At 62.2% G+C, this 21,921-nt stretch carries 13 protein-coding genes; 2 read left to right on the forward strand and 11 right to left on the reverse strand.

Features of this window, described 5'->3' with window-relative positions; all coding sequences use genetic code 11:
- Together FJ222_07575 and FJ222_07580 are read left to right on the forward strand one after the other, a co-directional pair.
- A partial coding sequence (locus FJ222_07575) for a sulfite exporter TauE/SafE family protein (GenBank protein MBM4164283.1) occupies positions 1-678 on the forward strand: 678 nt, incomplete at its 5' end.
- Positions 679-871: 193 nt separating this feature from the next.
- On the forward strand, positions 872-1,411 hold the full coding sequence (locus tag FJ222_07580; GenBank protein MBM4164284.1) for a helix-turn-helix transcriptional regulator: 540 nt from the start codon (positions 872-874) through the stop codon (positions 1,409-1,411).
- A gap of 29 nt (positions 1,412-1,440) precedes the next feature.
- Here FJ222_07580 and FJ222_07585 read toward each other — a convergent pair whose 3' ends face one another.
- The 11 genes from FJ222_07585 to FJ222_07635 all read right to left on the reverse strand — a co-directional run bounded on the left by FJ222_07585 (position 1,441) and on the right by FJ222_07635 (position 21,643).
- The gene (locus FJ222_07585) at positions 1,441-3,405 is read right to left on the reverse strand and encodes a hypothetical protein (GenBank protein MBM4164285.1); all 1,965 of its coding nucleotides are present in this window, start codon (positions 3,403-3,405) and stop codon (positions 1,441-1,443) included.
- The gene (locus FJ222_07590) at positions 3,402-4,991 is read right to left on the reverse strand and encodes a DUF4159 domain-containing protein (GenBank protein MBM4164286.1); all 1,590 of its coding nucleotides are present in this window, start codon (positions 4,989-4,991) and stop codon (positions 3,402-3,404) included. Before FJ222_07590 ends, FJ222_07585 begins: the two co-directional genes overlap by 4 nt.
- Positions 4,992-5,041: 50 nt before the next feature.
- Positions 5,042-5,572 carry a hypothetical protein gene (locus FJ222_07595; GenBank protein MBM4164287.1) on the reverse strand — a complete coding sequence of 177 codons (531 nt, stop codon included), beginning with the start codon at positions 5,570-5,572 and terminating at the stop codon, positions 5,042-5,044.
- A gap of 45 nt (positions 5,573-5,617) precedes the next feature.
- Positions 5,618-6,034, reverse strand: coding sequence for a biopolymer transporter ExbD (locus FJ222_07600; GenBank protein ID MBM4164288.1), 417 nt, complete (start codon positions 6,032-6,034; stop codon positions 5,618-5,620).
- A gap of 2 nt (positions 6,035-6,036) precedes the next feature.
- Positions 6,037-6,489 carry a biopolymer transporter ExbD gene (locus FJ222_07605; protein MBM4164289.1) on the reverse strand — a complete coding sequence of 151 codons (453 nt, stop codon included), beginning with the start codon at positions 6,487-6,489 and terminating at the stop codon, positions 6,037-6,039.
- Complete coding sequence (locus FJ222_07610; protein ID MBM4164290.1) at positions 6,467-7,126, reverse strand: MotA/TolQ/ExbB proton channel family protein; 660 nt, start codon at positions 7,124-7,126, stop codon at positions 6,467-6,469. The genes FJ222_07605 and FJ222_07610 overlap by 23 nt, the downstream gene beginning before the upstream one ends.
- Before the next feature lie 3 nt (positions 7,127-7,129).
- Positions 7,130-7,540, reverse strand: coding sequence for a hypothetical protein (locus FJ222_07615; protein MBM4164291.1), 411 nt, complete (start codon positions 7,538-7,540; stop codon positions 7,130-7,132).
- A 15-nt stretch (positions 7,541-7,555) separates the two neighbouring features.
- Complete coding sequence (locus FJ222_07620) at positions 7,556-15,802, reverse strand: hypothetical protein (protein ID MBM4164292.1); 8,247 nt, start codon at positions 15,800-15,802, stop codon at positions 7,556-7,558.
- Between the two features lie 33 nt (positions 15,803-15,835).
- Positions 15,836-18,160, reverse strand: a complete 2,325-nt coding sequence (locus tag FJ222_07625) for a tetratricopeptide repeat protein (protein ID MBM4164293.1) — start codon at positions 18,158-18,160, stop codon at positions 15,836-15,838.
- Positions 18,147-19,931: a tetratricopeptide repeat protein gene (locus FJ222_07630; protein ID MBM4164294.1), complete on the reverse strand. Its 1,785-nt coding sequence runs from the start codon at positions 19,929-19,931 to the stop codon at positions 18,147-18,149. Before FJ222_07630 ends, FJ222_07625 begins: the two co-directional genes overlap by 14 nt.
- 347 nt (positions 19,932-20,278) lie before the next feature.
- Positions 20,279-21,643 (reverse strand): KamA family radical SAM protein, encoded by a 1,365-nt coding sequence (locus FJ222_07635; GenBank protein ID MBM4164295.1) that lies wholly within the window; start codon positions 21,641-21,643, stop codon positions 20,279-20,281.
- Positions 21,644-21,921: the final 278 nt, after the last annotated feature.

The following is a 21,921-nucleotide window of genomic DNA, read 5'->3' on the forward strand; positions in this document are numbered from 1 at the left end:
AAGGGCGGGATGCCGGGGGTCTCGATCCTCGCCATCCCTCTGGTCGCCAGTGTCATCCCGGGCAAGGCCGCGAGCGGGCTGATCCTGGGCGACCTGTTTGCGCTGGCGCACTGGCATCGCTCGGCGAGTTGGCGCGACCTGCGGCGCGCCCTGCCGTGGGCGGTGGCTGGCATTGTCGCGGGAACCGCGCTCATCGGACGGATCGATGACAGCCTCATGCGCCCGATCATCGGCTGGATCGTTCTCTTGATTCTGCTGCTGCACGTCTACCGCCTCTACCGGGCACCCCGTAATCCCGTCGCCGATCACCCCGAACACCCGCTGCGGAGACGGGCGCTAGCCGCCTGCATGGGCACGTTGGGCGGCTTCACCACCATGCTGGCTAACGCCGCCGGCCCCGTGATGACCCTGCACTTCCTCGCGCGCCGCCTGCCCAAAGAGACCTTCCTCGGCACCAGCGCCTGGTTCTTCTTCATCGTCAACTGGATCAAAGTGCCGTTCATGCTCTATCTCCAGATGATCACCCTGCCCAGCCTGAAGGTGAACCTGATCCTGACTCCCGCCCTCGTGATCGGCGTTGCGACGGGCGTCTTCATCGTGCGCCACATCAATCAACAGGCCTTCGACCGTATCGTCATCCTCCTCACCACCCTCGCCTGCGTGCGCCTGCTACTGTAACGCAATGTTATCAAGCACTTATCAACAGTTGATAACAAGTTTTTAATAACTACATAAACTATTGCATCGCAAAAACTCACAACGTTATTAATATGTTCACAACCTGTCAGATCTTCGGATGTTGATAATGTGATGATAACTCGTTCTTGATTTCCATCCCCGATATCGGCGATAGTGTGCACACACGAAATCCATGGAACGTTTATCTCCAGAACTGGCGGGGCGGCTGCGGGATGCGCGGCGGGTGAAGGGCCTATCGCAGTGTGCGTTGGCCCATGAAGCCGGCTGCACGCAATCTGCCGTAAGCATGATGGAGCTGGGGCGGCCGGACGCTGTTTCACGCGAGACGTTGCGGAAGATTGGGGTATTGCTGGATGTTGAAGTGGGCGAGTCGGACACCGCACGGCCTGCGGGAGGGGCCTTCACGGCGACCGGCGGGCGCGTCTGCTGTCCACAGGCCGAGTGTCCGTCCAATGTCCCGTTTGCGGTCGCCGGGTCGGTTGTGTTCCTGCCGGGGCCGCAGCCTGCGGGGCGCGCGGGGGGGTATTGCGGCTTCTGCGGCGAAGTGTTGCTGACGGCCTGTCCGGTCTGCGCGCGTCCGCTGGGCTCAGGCGGCCACTGCCGAGACTGCGGCGCGGCCTATGTGAATCCACCGGCCGCGCCCGGTTTGACGCCCGACGTTTGGGCCGCTGAACGCCGCAAGGAGATCGGCGAGTGGCGCGCGTTGCTGTGATAGGCGCTTGCAGGGGGTTTGCAAGCGCCTTACGGGCCGCGCGCCCAGGTGAGGATGGAGAGATTGCCCTCTTCCGCCAGTTGGGCGAGACGCGTCTGGAGGGTGGTATCGACCACCTCGTCGCGATCCCAGACGATGAGGAGCGTCCGCTTCGCGATGGCGCCTGACTGGCGGCGCTCGCTCATGATATCGGCCATGTCCTGGAGCATCGCGAGGCCGGGGGCGTCACTGCTCATGACCGGGACGTAGCGCCCGAACCAGGCGGCGTCGAACGCGAACTCGCTGCCCGTGGGCAGCCGCTTCCCGCCATAGCGGAGGATCGGCACACACCACAGCGGGATCTCGACAAACGTGATTTTCCGCTCGCCTCGGCGGAGCATGCGTGCATAGCGAACCAGTTGCGGCGGCCAGGCGATCACGCCTTTGCCCAACCAGGCGCCGACCACGCAGAGCACGCGCAGCAGCAGGTAGATCCAGCGTCCCAGTCGCGCCAGCATGCGGGGCAGAACGCGAAACAGGACGGCTTCTCCGTCATCGAGCCACCGCGCAAGACAACCCAGTGCTCGCACCAACGCGCCGCGCTCCTGCCACAGCCGACGGCCCAGAGGCGGCAGCACCCGTGCCAAGATCAACGTCAGGGCGGCCATTCCTTTCCAGAGACTCCGGCCGGCCCAGGCCAGCCGCTGCGGGAAGCGTTGGCCGGCTGCGGCCCCTGCGGTTTCCCCGCCCAGGCGGTCGCCAGGCCGCTGGGACTGCCGCGCACGGAATCGGGACAGCTCGCCCAGGATCCGCTGCACATGATCGTCCATCCGTTCCAGGAAGCGAGCGGTGGCCTGCACACGCCGATGCCATGAGGGCGCGATCCTGTTCCAATGGTCCATCGCAGACCGAACGCTCCGCGCCAGCCGCTGACCCAGAGCATGCCAGAGCCTCAGCAGATAGGCCCGAGCCTGCGGCCACACCGTGTCGGCATGGTCCCCGAACCACGGAATGAACAGCGAGAGCCGCGGCAGGGAGGATTTCGACGCCCAGATCGGGCCCCGGCCAAAATAGATCACGTTTTCACCTTTACGAATCGCGCGTTCGAGGAAGGCTTCGGGAGGCGCATACGGCGCGTCGCCCGGCCTCAGCGTCTGCGCGGGGCGCTTCGGCGAGAACGCATCGATCGACCCGCCCGACAGCGGCAGCGGCCACCACGTGGTCCACGGCAGATTAAACGTGACGACATAATTCCACAGGATCGTCGACACCACGGCGATCAACAGCAGATTGATCAGCAACCGGGAGACGCGATGGATCTGCTGGATGAGGCGATACTGGGGCTCTTTCACGAAAATGGTGTATTTCTCTGTCGAGCCTTCGCGGGCCGCATCCGCCGCCTCATCGCCCGTCTGATCCTCCCCATCAAGCGACACGGGAGCGTTGGTGGCGCCAGCCACGTGATTCGTCCCCCGGACCCCGGCGATCTGGTTGGTGGCGCCAGCCACGTGATTCGTCCCCCGGACCCCGGCGATCTGATTGGTCACCCCCGGAATGGTGCGGACCTGTTTGCCGCGTTCGAGATAGGTCGGCACCGAATCGGAATAGCCGCCCTGCGTGAGATCGGCGGGAGCATCCTCTGCAAAAGCCACCCCGGAGGCAAGATCTTTGGTTCTTCTGGGTGGGGGGGCTGTGCCGTTTTCGGCCGCGGTTTGCGCGGCTTGTTCAGCGGCCTCCGCCTCAGCCTCAGCTTTCTCTTCGGCCTCCAGCGCTTTCTGCGCCTCCATCTGTTTCCGGATCTCCTCGGTCCGGTCAAGCGTCACCGCGCTTTTCCAGTACTCGTTCTTCAAGCGGTAGAGCATCGAGGAAAGAAGCACCAAACCCAATGCGAGCATGTAGATTCGCGGCCGGGAGGCCTTGCGCATCACCTGCGTCAGGACATACAGCGACCCGGCCCAGGCGATGAGCGACAAAGCCCCCAGCAGTCCCGTGTATGGAAAGAGTTTGTCGATCATTGTTTACGCAGCTTCTTCGTGAGATTAAGGTAGTTGGTAAACGAGTAATAAATGATGTTCACACCCATCTCCAGCGCGCCATCGGCCGCCTGGGCGGACAAGCCGCCGCGGTTGTTCTTCCAGGCGTCATTGATATCGCCTGGATGGTAGAAGACCCCCCAGCGGCCTTTGAACTTGATACCCAGCGCCCGCCTGCCGCCGTGATGCCACAGGGGCGGCGCACCGTGCACAAAACCAAACGGAAGCTGGAAGATCACGTCATCGTCGGCGATGTTCAGCAACTTCTCGCCGGGGAAGACCCGCCCCATGAACTCGCGGAAACTCCGGTCCCATGCCGGACTTCCGCAATCGGCAAACAGCATGCCCCCGTTCTCGATATACTCACGCAGGATCCTGATCTCGCGCTCTGAGGCCCGGATTCCACGATCGCCGGTCATGTAGACGAAGGGCGGCGCATAACCCTTGGGATAGCGGGCGAGCAAGGCAATGGCGTGGGCCTCGGTCTTGGTCGAGGTCTTGAAGCCGGTCAGTTGACGGAAGTAGTCCAGGAAATTCAGGTCTGCCCGCGTCGCGGAATCCATCCCGTCATCCCAACCTGAGCCGTCGTATTTGAGCCGGATGAAGCGCACGAGACCCTCGTCCATGCCGTCAGGCCAGCCGCCCGTGTTACCGCCGCCCACACCCATCTTGCCCCCTTTTGAGTGAACGCGGCTGACGTTGGTTTCGTAGGTCGAGCGAGACTGTTTCTCGACCTCTTCGGCGACCGGGGACTCGTCCAGCTTCGGAAAGTTGAACGTGATCGGGGAGTATTTGTTAATGATCGGTCGTTTTGGGGGTTTCTTGACTTTGACCACCACAATTTTTGTGGCGACGGCGGGGTCCCCGCTCCCTTTCTTGATGCGGTAGGGGTTGACGCAACCGGGAACGAGTGTCAAGAGCCAGGGCAGGATGAAAATGACGAAGATGTGGAAGTGGGCGCTCGTCCACAGGCTCTTGCGATAGCGCGGGTCGCTGCCATGGGTGCGGAGATTTTCGAGGAAAAGATCCCCCGTGGCCGGTTCGGTCTCGTCGTTCCCGAGCCACTGGCGGATCGCCGCGCGCCGCCACGCGAGAAGATACAAGACGGCGATCGCCGCGCTCGCGAGCAGCACCGGCAAGAGGAGATCCCATCGCCACATGAACACGTCATACGCAGTGGCCTTCTTCCCGTCGAGGCTCAACCCTTTCGTCATCACGACGCCGGTCGCCTGATGCGCGACCATCCCGCACATCAACGCCAGTGCGTAGAAGAGCAGGCAGGCCTTTCGGTAGAGACTGAGCGTGGTCCGGTTGCGGAGGAAAATGCCGATGCCCGCCGCCAGCAGCAGCAGCGTCGCCGTCAGACACGCGACCAGCGAGGTGAACAGGATCAGGCGGTCCACGCCCTCGTAACCAAACACCACCGCGACATCCGCATTTCGGACGCTCCACAGGAAATAACGATCCTGAAGTTCCAGAGACAACAACCCGCACATCCACGCTGCCAGGCTCATCAAGAGACACAGCAGCGGGGGCCATGTGAACAACTTATGTCGTCTGGTGGACATGGGGTATCAGCGTCCGGTGTGCGGTCACGATGCAAACGGGGCGAATGTTTTCACTTACCGCCGAGATTCGGTTCTTCCAGTACCGTGCTCAACTCGCTGCCCATCGTGGGCATCTCCTCCGGATCGGCGACGTCCGTCATCCGCTGGGCCACGGCCGAGTTGGTGGCGCTCTCGGGGAAGCCTTCCAGATACCGCGAGCGGGCCTCATTCGTGGCGGCCGCAGAGGCGCCGTTCGTGGCGGCTGCGGCTGCGGCCGGAGCGGCGTTGGTCGTGCCGGTAGCGGACGCGGCGGCATTCGTGCCTGTGGCGCCTGCCACGGCATTCGTGCCGATCACCGCCGCAGCGGCTGCGGCGGCTTGCGCCTGGGCCTGGCGCTTCTTCTCGGCATCAGCCGCAGCCTTGCGTTCCACCGCCCCCTCGGGGTCCACATAGGTGTCCCGGATATAGGTGAGCGACGTCATGCCGATGACCACCACATGGATGGCGATGGCGAGAATCGTCCAAAAGGCGATGCGCTTGCCCGCGAAGTCGGAAAGCAGGCGGTCCAAATTCTTCGTCGATTGATCGGTGGTCTGATTCATGGCAATCATCCTCTCCTTGTCATTCGTCCCTGTCATTGATCCCCATCACTCGCTCTTGCGTTTTTCACCCACAGCCACAATGATGCCCCCGGCACTGGCGATGGCATCGAGCACCGGCTCGAAGACCCGTTTGGAGGCATAGCGGTCGCACTTGAACAGGACCATCCGCGATTTCGGGGTGGCTTTGTTGGCCAATGCCTGTTCCATCAACAGCTTGAAGGTCGGGACGTCGTTGACCAACTGCCCATCAAGGAAGAGGGAGCTCTCCTCATCGATCACCACCGATATTTTGGCATTCTCGACGGCTTTGAGACCCTCGGCATCCACGGGCTTGAACTTGATCTTGCTCTCTTTGGCGAAGTTGCTGCACACCATGAAGAAGATAATCAGCAAGAAGGCGATATCGCCCATGCTTGTGGTGGGCACCGCGATGCCCATCTTCTTTCTGCGGCGCAGTTTCACGGTTATTTCGTCTCCGTCATGATGCCGACCACCCCGCCGGCCTCGGAAATGGCCGCCATGACCTCGTAGTAGTTTTGATAATCGGTCTCCATCGTTGCATCCATCAAGATGACCTTGGCGTCATCCTTCCGCTCGGCGAGCTTCATGTCGGCCAGCTTCTCCTTGAACGCCTCCATCGAGACCTCCGCTTCCAGGAACGTGATCTGGTTCGCCTTCAGCGTGACCGTCGGTGTCTTCTCCTCGGTCTTTTTCTCCGCTTCCTTGCTGGCGGGAAGCTCGGTTTCAAACCCCACGACGCGCTTGAGAGATGTCGTGACAATAAAGAAAATGATGAGCAGAAACGCAATGTCCGAGAACGAATCGGTCGGGACACCGCCGTCCGGCCTTCGCTTTCTGAATGACTTGAATGACATCGCGCGGCCCCTCTTCTGCTTACGCCTGTGGCGAAGCCACATGGTGCGTCAGGGAGACATGATCCAAAATCTCGGATCCGGCCTCGGCGGCCTCGATCTCGATGGACTCCGAGCACCCCATGTAGTAATGGTGGGGGATCACGGCCATCATGGCGATCAGCAGGCCGGCAGCCGTCGTGATGAGCGCCTCAGAAATGCCAGAGGCCACCACTGTGGCATCGACATCGCCTGCGGCGGCGATGGCGGCAAACGAGCGGATCATGCCGGTCACGGTGCCGGTCATACCGAAGAGCGGCGCCGACGTGCCGATGAACGAGAGCACGTTCAACCGCTTTTCGACCATGCTCATGGCCATCCGGGCATAATCGGCCATGGCGTCCTGCATGATGGCGCGCAGCGTCTCGCCGTTCGAGGTGACCACCCGGTGCCGGATGTAGGATTGCAAGCCCGCAGCCATCACGGCCGACACCGGACCCGGCGTCGTGAGGCAGACCGCCATCGCGTCGTCATACTTCCCCGCGAGCATCTGCTTCTGCACCTTGGCCCTGAGCGTCCGGACATCGACGCGGCTGTTGGCGCGGAAGGCCATCCACCGATCCAGCGCGATGGCAATCGCCAGCACGCTTTCGGCCATCAGAATGATCATCAACGGTCCGCCTTCAATCAATGTCTTTAACATACCTTATCCTCCCCTAATTTGCGCCAGCGCCTGAGCCGCCTCCACAGGCGGCAGGGCGACGGTCTGCACCGGCAAATCGGCCGGCACGAAAACCAGTTCCCCGGTTACGGTGTTATACTGTGTCTTCTTGAGTTCCGCCAGCGGGAACCGTTGACACCGTGGCCGCGGCCCGCGGGCTACGATGAACATGGCCGTCGGGGTGAACGCCAGCCAGATGCGCCCCTTTCCGAACCAGCTTCCGGTGTCAATGGTGGAGGAGGTCCGGGCCACCGCCAGCACGGCCTCCCCGCCCAGATGGCGGCCGAGCACGCGGCGGCGCCGCGAGCCGAGCGCGCGCAACTCCGGGGCGGCGGGGTTCAGCGCCTCTGCGGCTGCGGGCGGCAGCGCGTCAGGTATGCGGCGGTTCGCTCTCATGGCCGTTGCGCCTTCCTATTCCATTGCCTTAAAGGCCGGGTCCGTCAGGCGTCCGCGGGCATAGCGAGCCCACTTGGATTCGGGGTAGTCCCAGGTGCAGAGTTTGAACATGCGGTAGGCGCCGGTCGGATTGCTCGCCTGCATATAGGCGTCGCCGCACCAGTACATGGACTGCGCGATCAGGTCGGGCGTGCCCTTCTTTTCAGCAACCACCGCCTCGTAGGTGGTGATGGCCTTGTCGAACTCCTTGGCCCGGAGCCAGTTTTCCGCCGACAGCACCTTGGTGCTGGCCGCGAGCTTGTGGTCGGGGAACCGCACGGACAACCGGCCGAACACCTGCGCCGCCGTACGGTAGAATTCCAGAGCCTGCTTCTTGCGCACTTCCGCCGCGATGAGATCGGTCTCCTCGCCAACGCCTTTCTCGAGCGTCCGCCCCTTGTTGAAGAAGTAGAGGCCGAGCCGGGAGATGGTTTCCGCGATCAGATCGTGATTGGGATACCGGTACGAGAGCTTGACATACTCTTCGCAGGCCGTGTCGATCTCGCCCATCCGCTCGTAGACCAGCGCTTTTTTGAACTGCGATTTCGGAGCATACTCGCTGTCGGGATAGCCGCCGATCACGTCCCCGAAGCGGGTGGCCGCATCCCGGTAGAGCTGGTTGCGCTTCTCGGGCTGCACGGTCTGCTCGGCCTCTTCAAACGCGAGGTTGGCCAGCAGGTAGTCGGCTTGGACGCGGTACTCGTTTTTCGGGAAGTCCCGAATCGCCTCTTCCAGCAGCTTCTTGCCCTGCGCGATCGTCCGGCGGGCGACCTCATCCTCCTTGAGCGCGCGATACTTCTTGGCCATCTCGAAGTAGGATTCGGCCATCGTGAACTGGGTCTGAATCCCGATATCCGCGTCATTGAATCGCTTGGTGAACGGCGTGACGGAGGCGTCGGCGCCCTTGAACACCGAGAGTGCGCGGTCCAGCGTGCGCCCATCCCGGGCCGTGTACCGCAGCACGATCGATGCGCCGTAGGGAACGGCGATCTGATCGGCCATCCGCGTCTCGTTCGTCATGCCCTCATAGACCAACTGGAGGTTGCCCTTGAACACCCCGGTGTTTTCGAACGTCTCGATCAGTGAAATCTTCCTGGCGCTCTCATCAACGCCATTGACGACCACCGAGACTGAGATCTCGTCTTTTTCCATGGTGAGATTGGCGATCAGGTCGACCACGCGCAGATAGAGCCGGTCCCCCACGTAAAGCGCCGTGAGCGGCTCCTTGTACCGCTGGTCCATGATGTCAAAGATCGGATCGCCGAACATGCTGACATCCCACACCTCCCACCTCGGCTGGGCCCCGGCGGGGGCGCTGTTCATCGCCACGCGCAGCCGGTCATTGGGCCGCACCCGCAGCTTCGGCCACGGGAACTTGCGCACGATGCTCGCCGACGCGCCATCCTCCGTGAGGCAGGCGACGCTAAAGCCGCCCATCTCTACGCCATCTTCCTCTGTCTCTTGATACGTCGGCATCTTGATTTGATCCAGCGAGCCGGGCACGGTTGCGATAGTGAACATGTAGCGACCGTCGTCTTGCGCCGATCCGGCAAACTTATCCGTGACCAGCATGGCCGATGCGTACGTCACCGGCGTGCTGCCGGAACCACCCCCGCCCAGCAGCGCCCGGTAACGGATCGTGCCCGGCAGGGTGGGGTCGAATGGCGCGCCATTGGTGACCGGAGGCTGCATGCCCGCAGGCAGGATCTGAACCGATATTTCGGCCTCGCTGAGCGCGGAGAACGCCAGAGAGGGATTGAGCAGTTCGACGACCAGTGATCCGCCAAACGGTATCTTCACCGGCCCCGTCGGAACGGGGCTATCCGGGCGCACGCCCGTCAGCGAATACCCGGGGAGAATAGACTCGGTGGCGTCTTCTTTCTTGTCGGACGAGGATGCGGCCATCGCTTTTGCCCGCGCCTCCTCGCTCAGCGGCTTCGACGAGAAATCATACACGCGCAACTGAGACTTCATCCAACCCACCGGCGGCTCAAGCTGCACCACCCGGTCCCAGGGCACGCCATAATCAACATTTTCCTTGTCGCGATAGGTGATCACGATATCGTCTTCCTCGGTCACGGTGAGATCCGCCGGCCGCTTCGCCGCGCCCAGAATCGGGAAGAACCGGCTGACAAAATCGCCGCTTGCTGGCTTGTTCTCCAGCATGACCAAGTCGGTCTTTCCGCCCGTGACCGTCGCACGGACGTTCACCGGGACCTTGTCCGGTGTCGCGGTCTCATCTGCGTCGGGATCGCTGACCATGATGGCCATGGGGACATCCGGCCGGAACCGCTTGTTCGGCAACAGCAGCGCCCGGCGCGTGCCATTTGGAGTCACATCGGTCTCGATCAGATAGGCATTCAGCGACGCATTATAGAATGTGGCGGACAGGAACGCCTCGAGCGTCTTGCGCGCCTGGGTGATCGCGGTCCGGTCTTCATAAGTGATCGTGATCTTGTCACCCGGGACGATCTCCAGGATATCGTTACTGCGCATGCCGATCAGATCTTCCTTGGCGGGAAGCACCTGCTTGCCTTCGACATCGATCAGCCCAATCTTACGAATCTCGGGGGCGGCAGACTCATAATCAAAGATTCTGAGCCGCAGCGCCCGGCCGCGGACTTCGGGAGGGAACGCGACATCGAACACGGTGCCATCCGCGTTGGCCTTGATTTCCGTCGGCTTGAAACCGAGAGGCGGCTGATGCTCCGGCCACTCGGCAGGCGTGAAGATCGCCTGGGGCACGGGCGCGGTGTAGGGATCGGTCTCAACGTCCCAGAGGAGCTGATAGTCTCCAGGGGAACCGCTTGGGATCACCGCATACAGGTCGATCGTATGATACCCGCGGGTCAGGGTGACCGTGTTGTTCCGCATCGCGCTTTCGGACTCAGCCCCCCGTGGCTGGATCCCCAGCGCGCCGTCGATCGCAAGGTACCAGAGGGTCTTGCTTCGTTTTGTGAGATCGGCGTCGGTAGCCGTCTTTGCCTGCACGCTAAACGTGCGCTGTTGCCGTTTCTGAATGAAGAACGTCCCCTGCAGATGGGCCAGTGTCAGACCGCTGGGACTCTTGCCGCCCAGCTTGGTCTCGGCCGCGCTGATCGCCTGGCTCAGATCACCGGCAACCTTGCCTGGGATGATCTCAACCGGGTGATCGAATTGCAGTCGGCCAACATCAAAGTAGTCCTTGATATGGGCAAATTTGTCGAACTGTTTAGCCGAGAAGGCGGCCGCTGGCGGACCATAGTTTATCAGGCGCAGACGGATGGATCCGTCCCAGGCCGCCGTGGTGCCTGGCCACGAGCCGACCGACGAGAAATCGGAGCCGTTCTTGGACGTTTCCAGGGCAAACCGCTTGAGCTTGCGTCCGGCCACATCCGCCGTCATCGTCAGTTTGCCAAAGGCGACGCTGTCCTTCAAGTCAACGGTGAATGTCTTGTTCCGATTATTATCGGCCGTCACGCCGGCCCATGGCAGGAGCTTCGGGTCGGCGACGATCACTGCGGTGGGATCGCGCCCCTCGGCCGTATCGGAGGCGAAGGCGGTGGCCGGAGCCGACAGCGTCGTCAGCTTGCCCTCAAACACGCCGGTATGGGTGTCGGTTTCCGTGAGAACCACCCGCTTGACCGTGTCGCCGCTCGTCGCCATGGCCCTGACCGCGAGCGTGTCTTTCTGGTGGGTCGTGTTGCCGTCCTGATCAATCACGCGGATATAGACGGGGTTGCCGGGTTTGATCTCGGTCGTGGAGCGGACCGCGCTGAGCTTGACCTCGGCCTCGGCGCCTTCCTTGGGCGCGTTCAGCACCTGCAGGAGGCGGGCATTTTCAGGCGATTTCGATCCAGCCTTCTGCAAGTCGCCGCGAATGCTGGCCTCCATCGCCATCCGCTGCTGTTCCTCGCGCGTCGGTATGCTGCCCGATGCGGCAAACAACTCGCCATCGGTGATCACGCCGAGGGTGCCGACATCATCACGCGTGATATTGGCGGCCTTGCGGAAGCGTTCGGACAGGCCAAAGTGAACCTTGTCCGCGCCGAGCACCTGCAGCAGGCGGTCTCCCTTGGCGGTAATCGCCATCGTCGTGGGGATCTCTCCGCGAAAACGCGTCTTGGAGTCGCCGAAAGGAAACAGCAGGAAGAACTCTTCGTCGCCGGAGTCGGTCCAGACCCGGATTTCGATATCGGTCGCCTTGCGCACGATCGACAGGTTGCGATCTTCGAGGTTCACCTGGAACGGCCGTCCGGGAACGATGGTCTGCTGGTCGGCTGGCACGCCGATCCGGATGTCCGTGGCCTCGATCAGCTTGCCGGTTTTCCGATTCACCGTTCCTTCGAGCAGGCCAGCCAGGCTGTGATTCGGTGAAATGGCGAAGACCCGTGCGAGCTGCTCGCGCGCGCCGACGTAATCCTCCTGGTCGAACTTGAGCAACGCCATCTGATAGCGCGCCTCCGCTTGAATATAGGTGTCGCGCAGCTTGTCGAGCTTCTCGAGCCGTTCGAGCGCGGCGTCCCACGCGCGCATCAACCGGTCCACTTCGGCGATCTTCAGTTCGGCGCGATAGCCGCCCTGAGTGTCGGCAAAATCTTTCGCCGAGACGATGCGCTCGTACTGGGCCTTGGCCTGGGGGTACTGCTGACGGGCGAAGGCGATGTCGGCGTAGGAGATCTGCACCTGAGCCCGGGTCCCCGTGTCAAAGCCCTGCGGAGCGACCTCGATCCACTGAAGCAGCGTCTGGGCGAGCTTCTCGGCATCCTCATACTGGCCGAGCGCTGTGAGGCGCTCGACGATCCAGATGACAAAGCCCAGATCCAGATCCTTGAATTCCGAGAGCGCCAGACCCGGGTTCTGGCTGTACTGGTCCCACGCGCTGTCCGTCCGTCCCGAGTGGAAGAGCGCCTGGGCGGCGAGGATTGTGTACCGCCGGTCGGTCTTGCTGACCGTCAGGGATTCACCCACCCGCGACTGCATTTTCGTGCGAATCGCGGCCAGCGCATTGCGAATGTCATCGGGAAGCCGGGACCCCGCAACGGCCAGACCAATGGTGCTGTGTGCAGCCGCCGGCACGGTCCGGTCCTCTTCGATCAGCTTGGCCGCTATGCCGCCGAGAAGCGCTATGGAGTCACGTCGGCCCTGCAACGCGACGATGCGCCACATCTCGGGGATCAGAGGCAGCAACTCGGCGACCTTGTCGCGCGCCAGCAGACCATCGTTGACCAGCTGGATCAGACGATCATCGGTCGGGCTGTAGGCGATCCAGCGCGTGTGACGCAGACACCCGGCCAGAGCCAGAACCTCCTCGTCCGTCAGCGGCGCGGTTCCTCCCAGTTGCAGGTTGTTGACCTGCGGCAGGGCGGGCATCGGGAATGGGTACGGGGCATCTTTTGCTAGCGCGGTGTAGGCACGCAGGCGGTCGAAAAACGCCTTGCGCTCGTCAGGCGTCTTGACCGGCATCATGGCGATGGACACCAGGCCAGCCGCCAGCGGGTCAAAACGGGTCTTGCCGAACTCCGCCTCCAGTTTCTTCTGATAGTCGGTGTAGGCCGCAGCGGATGCCGACTTGATCCGTTCGGCAATCGCGTAATACTCGTCGCGGGACACCCGTTCCGGCTTGCCCGGGGCGCCGAGATAAACCGCATACGACGTGTCGGAGGCGTACTTCTCGGCAATCGCGTTGGCCACTTTCTTCTCATTGTCGCCGGCGTAGGTCCAGTACGCCTGATCGACCTTCCCCGTTCGCTTGATTTCGGCCGCCATGCGGTCGTCAAACCACGACTGCTGCGGATACTTGGCCTGCAGCACAGGAAATTCTTTAACCAGTGCCAGATAGCTGCAAACCGGGCTGTAGTTGTAAGGGGTAGCGTTATTCTTGGTAAAAATGTCGCGGTCGATAATCTCCGAAAAGACCGCCAGCGCCTGTGCGCCATCCGGCCGGGCGACCCCCCGGTACCAACTGAACACCTCGGCGTCCCACAGGTCTTTGGAGGATCGAGCCTGAATCGCCTTGGCCAGCGTCTCGGCGAGCTTGTCGCGCATCTCATTATCCTCGGCTCGCGGCCGGAGCATGCCACCCTCGATCCGCCAGCCGTTGCGGCTGGCAAGCCGGCGCGCGCAGGCCGTCGCGCCGCGGCGCTGCGCGGGGTCTTCGAGGCGCAGGGCGAGCTGGTCAACGAACATCCCGATCTGCTGGTCCAGACACCCCATCGCGTCGGGGCGCGGCGTCATGAGGAACTCGAGGAGACTCTCGCCAAAGGGGGTCTTGTTCTTCTGGTACTCGCGAATGGACCCGTACAGGGACTTGGCCGCCGACGCATACGCAGCGGCGTCGCGGGCCTCCACGGCCTTGAGCATCACGGCGACGTCCCGGCACTGCTGATTCGGCGCCTTGGCCGGATCAACCTTGGCCGCGATGGCCTGCTTGAACGCCTCTTCGATCTTGGCGATCTGGTTCACAACGGCTTCCAGTTCGGAGCGGCGCTTGACCTCCGCCTCACCCGTCTTGCCGACGAGGCTGTCGGCCTGCTTCCGCATCGTCTGGCTCCATCCGCGGAAGGCGGTCAGCGCGGCATCGAACACCTTGTCGCGATTCTCCACCCCTGAGAACGGCACGAAGGGCGCCCAATCCAGCTTGCCCAGCAGGGCGATGAAGCGGTCCCGGCGTGCCGCGTCCGTGCTGCAATAATTCCACGCGCTGAGCAGCGCCTGACGGATATGCTGGGGGGAGAAGGGCGTCATCACGCTGTTCAGGAGCGGCCCTTCCAAGAAGGCGAGCTGCGCCTCCTGGAAGTGGTCATCGCGTTCGGCGGGTTTGGAAAATCCTTTCAGATTGACCCAGGCCGGTATGATGTGGTTCACGACCAGATACGGAAAGACCTCGACATCGCGCTGCGCGATCGGAGCCTGCACCGTCACATCCCGGAAGGGCATGTGCCACGATTCCTGCGCGAGCAGGTGCTGGAACGAACCGCTGGGATCGCTGGCTGCGGCGATGGCGTTGATCACGGCGGCCTTGTAAAACGGCTGGCCGGTCAGGAATGAAGCCTGGGCCTTATAAACGGCCATGTTGGTGGTCTGCGTGACCCACGGCAGCATCGCTGTCGCCGCAGTCATCTGGAAGACCTTCGGGTGCTTGCCGCCGAGGGCGATCCACTGGTCGGACGTGGCCAGACCGGCGGGAAGCCAGAACCAGGACCAGTTGATGAATGCGACCTGCTCGGCGTCGGGAAGCTTGCTGAAGCCGTAGGTGGCAAAGAACTCGCTCTTTTGCGCGGCGGCGGCGTTCCAGATGCCCGGATCAGGCTGCCCTGGCGCACGGCCGGGAGCGGGCGGCAGATCGGGCCCGCCCGCGAAGGCCGCCATGATGTGGCGCAGCGTCTGCGCGGTCGGCGCGTTATCCAGATAGGTCCGCGCGGCGGCGATCACCGGCTCGATGGCGCGGCTGAGCGTCACGGCATCGCGCCCGGCGCGGGTCTCGTGGAATGCGATATTCTCGATCAGAAATGCGAGGCGCGCCTGCCGAACCGGATCCTGGCGGATGAGCGGGATCAGGGCGCGCGCCGGAATGATCGCATCGGCGTTTCCGGGATAGACCGTCTCCAGCCGGTTGATCAGCCGGTCCAGGTGGTGCCAGTAGGCGAAACGCTCCTGTTCCAGCGGCAGTTTCTCGGAAAAGGCCGACAGCAGCCGCTTGGCCATGGCACCGGTGGCGCGGGTTTGGAAGCAGGTTTCGAGATACCATCCGTCGTACTGCCGGGGCAAGGCCGCCTGACGGAATTTGTCGCCGAAGTCGTTGTTCGCGGCCCACGCCTCGCCGCTCTTCCCGGCATAATCCGCCAAAACTTGAAAGAGCTCGCCAGCCGCCTGGGATGAATCGGCGTCCACCGGCGCAATCTGGAGGAACTGCCGGTAGCGCGCGGCAGCCGCGGAATAATCGCCCACCAGCTTCGCATTCTCAGCGGCGAGGCGCAAGATCCGGGGACCCGGATCGGCGCGCCGGGACAGGTAGCTGCGCAGAACACTGGACACCATCTGGGGCTGGCCGATGTCGCGACCCTCCTGCAACAAGGTGATCAGCTCTTCCGGCAGCAGGCTTTCAACCGAGCTCTGCGCGCGGCTCAGCAACTCGTTAAATTTATCAGCCCCGGGTTTTGCGGCAGGGGCGGCTGCGGAGGCTTGCGCCAGAGCCGTCCAGACCGACCCGAGCATGCACGTGACAAGAATGAATCGTTTCATGAACTATTTCTCCTGTTTCGTTCTGTACAACGGTTACATCAAACGCGCCTCGATCTTGGGCAACACCGCTCGCGCAGTTTCAGCGTGCGGGCTGTCGGGGTATTCCAGAAGGAGCTTTTTGCACTTCTCCTGGGCTTTCACAAAATCGCCCGTCTGGAAGGCGACCAACACCCACTTCATCAGCATGGCGTCGAGAAACGAAGCGTCGGGATAGTCCTGAAACGTCTGTTCCAGGAGCGAATTGGCCTGAGCCAGGTCGTTTTGGGCAATGTTATAATCGATCACCTTGCCCAGTGCGGGGCCGGCAAAGGTGCTTTTGGGATACCGCTGCACGCACGTCATGTACGACTGGATCGAGGTGCTGTCGCCGGCTTTCAGCATCGCCTCGCGGGTCTTGCCGGTCGCCTTGGCCAGATTCGCCTGAAAGATGGCTTCTTCCGTCTTGGCAATCTCGAATTGGGCCTCGGCCTTGGCGTCCATGCTGGCGCTCGCCAGTTGGGTAATCTTCTTGAAAACCGATATCGCTTCCGTATACTGTTTTTCTTCCAGCCGGATCTTGCCCACGCCGAGCAGCGCGTCGGCGACCAGCGGCGAGTCGGGGTAGAACCTGCTGAAGGTCTCGCAGGTCGCCAGAGCCTCTACAAGCTGGCCGGCCTCGATGTGGAGCTCCCACTTGGCTTTGAACGCCTCCTGCTTGATCGCTTCGCCGATGTCGCGGTTGTCGCTGGTGATGACCATTTCGACACGCGTGATTCCCTCGGCGACCCGCGCGATGGTGCCGCCCATCAGCCCCATGCTTTTGAAGATGCGGGCCAGTTCGAGATAGGCGTTGGCCTCGACCAGGTTCTTTTTCGCCCGCAACACGGGATCAAACACCACGTCCGTCGTTGATTCGACGGTGTTGTTGATCTCGCCAGCCACCGTCACGACGGCATCCACGACACGCGGCACGTCGCCCTGGATGTGCAGATTGTCGGTATAGGCGACGTACACTTCGTCTTCGACGGAGCAGGCAAGCTGGTTGTCCGACTGATCCGCCGACAACGATTCGTCCGCGCGCACGATGTCGACGTAACCCGCGAACCGGCCGCTGCGGAAAACCGTGTTGGAGCCCTGTTCGACGAGTTTCACATCGACGCGGTCGCGCGTCTGGTAGCGCATCGCGCTGGCGTCGGCAAACGCCGACTGCGCCCCGTCCTCCGAGCGGACCTTGTAGCGGGAGATCACGCTCAGGGTGATTGTTTCGGCCTTGTCACTGGTGTCCAGATCGGCATCCATGACCTGGATGAAGAGCGGTTGGCCGAGAAACGCGGCGGCCGCGCGCGTCTCCAGATCGCCCATCAGCAGGTCGATCGCTCCGGTGGATACCATGCGGACCGTGGCGGTGCGCAACACATTGCCCGATCCGTCCCGCGTGCTTTCATCAATGAACTTCGCGGTCACCTTCTGGCCGCCCACCAGTTGAAGCACGCGGTCGCCCGGCACGGGCACGCCGATCGCCGTCGGCAGCGAGGAAATCAAAATTTGCGCATCGGGCGTCAGGAGCTGGCACTCAATGGTCTCCTTGTCGCCCGCATCGGTCTCCAGCACCATCGAGATCTTCTTGCCCATCTTCAGCATGATGGGGAAGTCGGCATCCTCAACCTTGACGTAGAAGCGCCGGCCGGCTTCGGCGAAGGCGATGGTCGGGCTGTCGGGATCCACAAACGTTCCGACCAGGCTGAGCGCTTCGATCGCCTTGCTCCAGTTTTCCTGGGCGAAGTGGCACATGCCGATGTAATAATAGGCCTGATTGGCCCACATGGTGTTCGGGTACTTGGTCGTGATATGGCGGAGCACGGGGAACGCGCGGGCATACTGCCGGGTCTGGAAGTAGGCCGTCCCCGTAAGGTACATCGCCTCCAGAAACCACTCGCGATCCTCGCCCATGGCGAGCTTGTCTTCCGGCTCGAGCACCCGGAGCCGGTTCAGATAGTTGATCGCCTCAGGAACCTTCTCGTTGGCCTTGATGTAGTGCTTGCCCAGCGCCAGACAGGCCGGGAAGACCGAGCGGGAAGACGGGAACTGCGCGATCACCGTCTCAATCATCTTGAGTCCGCGGTCGCGTTCGCCCGAATCGAGCAGTTCCTTGCCGAGATCCAGCAACCGGCGCGCCTCGAGTTCGCCCGAAGCCGCCGCCGCCGCCCGGTCCATCGCCGCCGTGGGCGGCGCGTCGCGCTCGCCCGGAGCCGCCGCCGGAGCCGCCGCCGGGGTCCTGCCCTGCGCACGCGCCGCGACGGGCAGCATCAGCACGCTCGCCCCGGCCATCAGGGTGACAACGGCAAAGCAGGTGAGTGGATTGCGTTTAGTGTGCATCATCTGTTCCTCCTGGACCAACTTTCAGACGCTCCAAATGGATATGCGCCGTGTTTGACTCGCGACTTTTCGGGTACTTCTTCATGACATCTCTCAAAGCGCCGATGAAATTGGCCTGCTCTTTCGCGCCCTGGTAGACGAACGCGATGCGCAGCGCCGCCCGCGAGGCCGCCGATTCAAAAAACTTCTCGACACCACGCAATTCCGCCAGCGCCTGCTCCTTCTGTTTCAGACGCAGGAGAAGCTCCGCAATCCGAAAGTATTTCTCCGGCTCGTTGGAGGATAGCTTGAAGCATTCGATCGCCTCGGCAAATTCCCCGTTCGTTTCGAACAGTTCCGCCCTCAACCACTGGGCCTTGTCCGCATACGCGGGCATCTTGATCACCTCTTCGGAGATCTTGAGCCCCTTTTCGATGGGATCGGTGGCGATGCTGCTCCCGCTCTTTCCCAGCCCATGGTAGAACGCCAGCAGGGCGAAACGGCCATAATCGGGGGCCCGCATGTTCTGGCAGGCGTTGATGACCATCCCCTCGTCAACCAGTTTGGCCCAAGCGATGAAATCGTCGCGGTTTTTGTCGTTCCACAGGTTCTGCTTGATGTTGCTGTAGGCGCTCTTCGCCATCGGAACGTCTTTCAGCGAGGACACCATGACCTTCATCAGCCGGAAAATCGTCTCGTTGTCCATCTTGGCGAAGTTGAGTTTGCCGTAGTATTCCTTGATCTTCGCCTGCTGACCTTTCTTACCGAACTCCTCCATGAAACGGCAGACGAGATCGAAAAGACCGGGCTTGTAGGTCGCGGCAAACTGCTTGTCGAGGCGCGCCACCCACTTGTCGATGTCGCCCTCCTCGCGATAGCGGAACTCGGCCAAAACCAGACGGTACTCGGTATCGTCGAGGAACCGACCCTCCATGACGCCGGACCAATACCGGTAATACGCTATCCGCTGGGCGTCCTCCTCCTTTTCAAAGACGCCGAACCGGTCAATCATGACGCGCATGTCCTGCCAGTATTTGGTCTCGTCCGGCGCTTCCGGTTTCTGCCGCGTGGTCTTGGCGCGGGTATAGAAATCGCTCATCTTCTTGTTGTCGGTCTGCAGCCGGATGTAGATGTAACTCGCCCGATCAATCGCCTGCCACGCCGATTCGGGGTGGAGGGAACGGAACTCAACGGCGACTTGATCATAATATTTGACCGCGTCGGCGTACTTTTCCTCGCTATACAGATCATTCGCGATGCCGACCAGCGCGGGTCCGGCCAGGACATGCTTCGCGTAGCCGGGATCCGCCACCATCTTCTTCCACGCGATCACGGCGTTCTTCTTGTTGCCTGTCTCGAAATGACAGACCCCTTGATAATACAGCGCGGCTGCGGCATACAGCACCTCATCCGGGAAATAATCAACCACCTCTTTGAACGTCCGCACCGCCTCGCTCCGCTTGTTGTCAAACATCTGGCTGCGACCCTTGCGCACGAGCGCGTAGGCCACAGCGGGCGAACGGGGGTTCGCGACGACAAACGCATTGTACTCGACGGCGGCCGACCGATATTCCTTGTTGAGAAACACCTTGTCGGCCTTGCTCAACGTGGTCGCCTCAAAGGTGTCCAGCTTCTTGAAATCGGCCTCGGAAATGGTGACCTCGTCCCGGTCCAGGGTGGTCTGCGCACGGCCAACGCCGACGGCCGACAACCCGGCGCACACCAACAACACCCCCAGACGGCCCGCGTACAGCCCGACCCGTGGAATCGCAAATTGTTTTTCGAGCCTCCGCATAACCCACCGCCCCTGATGCTCACCGGACGCACCGCATATGCGCCGGAAGGGTAATAGCAGAAAACATGCCAAAGGAAAGGAACAGCCCAGCGTGAAACCCGATCAGACAGGCCCGGCACTATACTGCATCCTTGTTCTGGCTGTCAACGATCCTTTTTACGAATGTGCACGTGCAGGAGGCGCTTACAAAACGGGTGGTCACACCTTTGAAGGGGTATTGCACGCGCCTTCATGATGACTCTGCCGCACCTTCCGAGCATCGGCGGCATATAAAAGAACTCCAAACAGGGCCTTACCGGCCCCATTTGGAGCTGCGAATCCCGCATACTCAATGATGCAGCCACCGGTCAGGGGGTTGCGGTGTCGGGATAGCGGAAGACGCCCCCGGCATAGTTGCTGAGGACCAGATCGGTCCCGTCGCGGGCGGTCACGTAGTCGGGCGCGATCGGGATCTTGCCCCCGCCGCCCGGCGCGTCAATCACATAGGTCGGCACCGCGTAGCCGCTCGTGTGGCCGCGGAGACCGCGGATGATCTCGACCCCCTGGGCAACGGTCGTTCGGAAATGCTGCGACCCGGAGATCGGGTCGCACTGGTAGAGGTAATACGGTTTGACCCGCATTTTCATCACACCGTGCATCAGCGCCTTCATTGTCCCGACCGAGTCGTTGATCCCCTTCAGCAGCACCGTTTGCGAGCCGAGCGGTATCCCCGCGTCGGCCAGCATCCCGGCGGCACGGGTCGTCTCGTAGCAGCACTCATCCGGATGGGAGAAGTGGAGGCTCATCCAGAGCGGATGGTACTTGCGGAGCATCCGTGCCAACTGTGGTGTAACCCGCTGCGGCAGAACGGCCGGAACTTTCGTGCCGATGCGGATGACCTCAATGTGCGGGATGGCGCGCAGGCTCGCCAAGATCCACTCCAACTGGTCGTCAGGAAGGGTCAGCGGATCGCCCCCCGAGAGCAGCACGTCGCGGATCTCAGGATGGCTGGCGATGTAGGCAAACGCCGCGCCAAGACGCTCGCGACTGGGCGTCAGGTCGCCCTGGCCGACCACCCGCGACCGCGTGCAGTAGCGGCAGTAGGTCGAACAGAAGTCCGTTGCCAGCAGCAGCACCCGGTCGGGATAGCGGTGGACCAGCCCGTGGACCGGACTTTGCCCCTCTTCGCCCAGAGGGTCGTCCGCCTCGCCGGGACAGCGCCGCAGCTCGTAGACCGTCGGTATCACCATCCGCCGGATCGCTTGATCGGGATCGTGCGCCGACACCAATCCCATGTAATGCGGGGTGATCGCGGCCGGAAGCATCCCGGATGTCTGCTCCAGCGCCACCCGCTCCTCGGTGGTCAGATTCACCATGAGGCGAAGCTGATCCAGGGTGTGGATGCGATTGCGCAGTTGCCAGTGCCAATCCGACCATTGCGCGTCGGTTGCTTCCGGGAAGAACACCCGTCTGAAAGCCCGGATGCGCGGCGTCATCCGCATCACCCGCTTCGCACCCGGCGCGGCGGCCGGTGCGGACGTCAACTCATTCGCCGCTCCGAAGAACGACGAAATACAACTCGGAGGCTCATCGTCTTGATCAATCAAGACGAATGGAGCCGCTCCCTCGTGCTGTGAAACTGTGTTCACTGCACCTCTCCTGTTTTTGGGGTCTCTTCGGACCGGCGTCGCCCCCGAATACGCCAACGGCCGGGCGCATCGCGCCGCGGCCATCGTGCCTGCCTCCGAAGCAGAACATGCCTTGAAACCTCTGTGTCGCGTTTCTCTGCATTGTCGCTGAACGCTTCGCCTAGCCTGCCCTCGCCAGCCGCCTCACTCGGACGACTGAAGCCAAGAGGTCCTTTGTTAGACACGCGTATAGACCCTCTCGCCGACACTGTCAAGCGGAAATTTAAAAAAACCGTGCGGGGGGGGCGATCAGGGAAAAGTCCGCTTGACATTATTGATCTGTTCGGGCATCCTCATGTCCTCTGATCATGCGTCGGAGACGC

This window comes from Lentisphaerota bacterium (assembly GCA_016873675.1).
Classification (GTDB): Bacteria; Verrucomicrobiota; Kiritimatiellia; order RFP12; family JAAYNR01; genus VGWG01.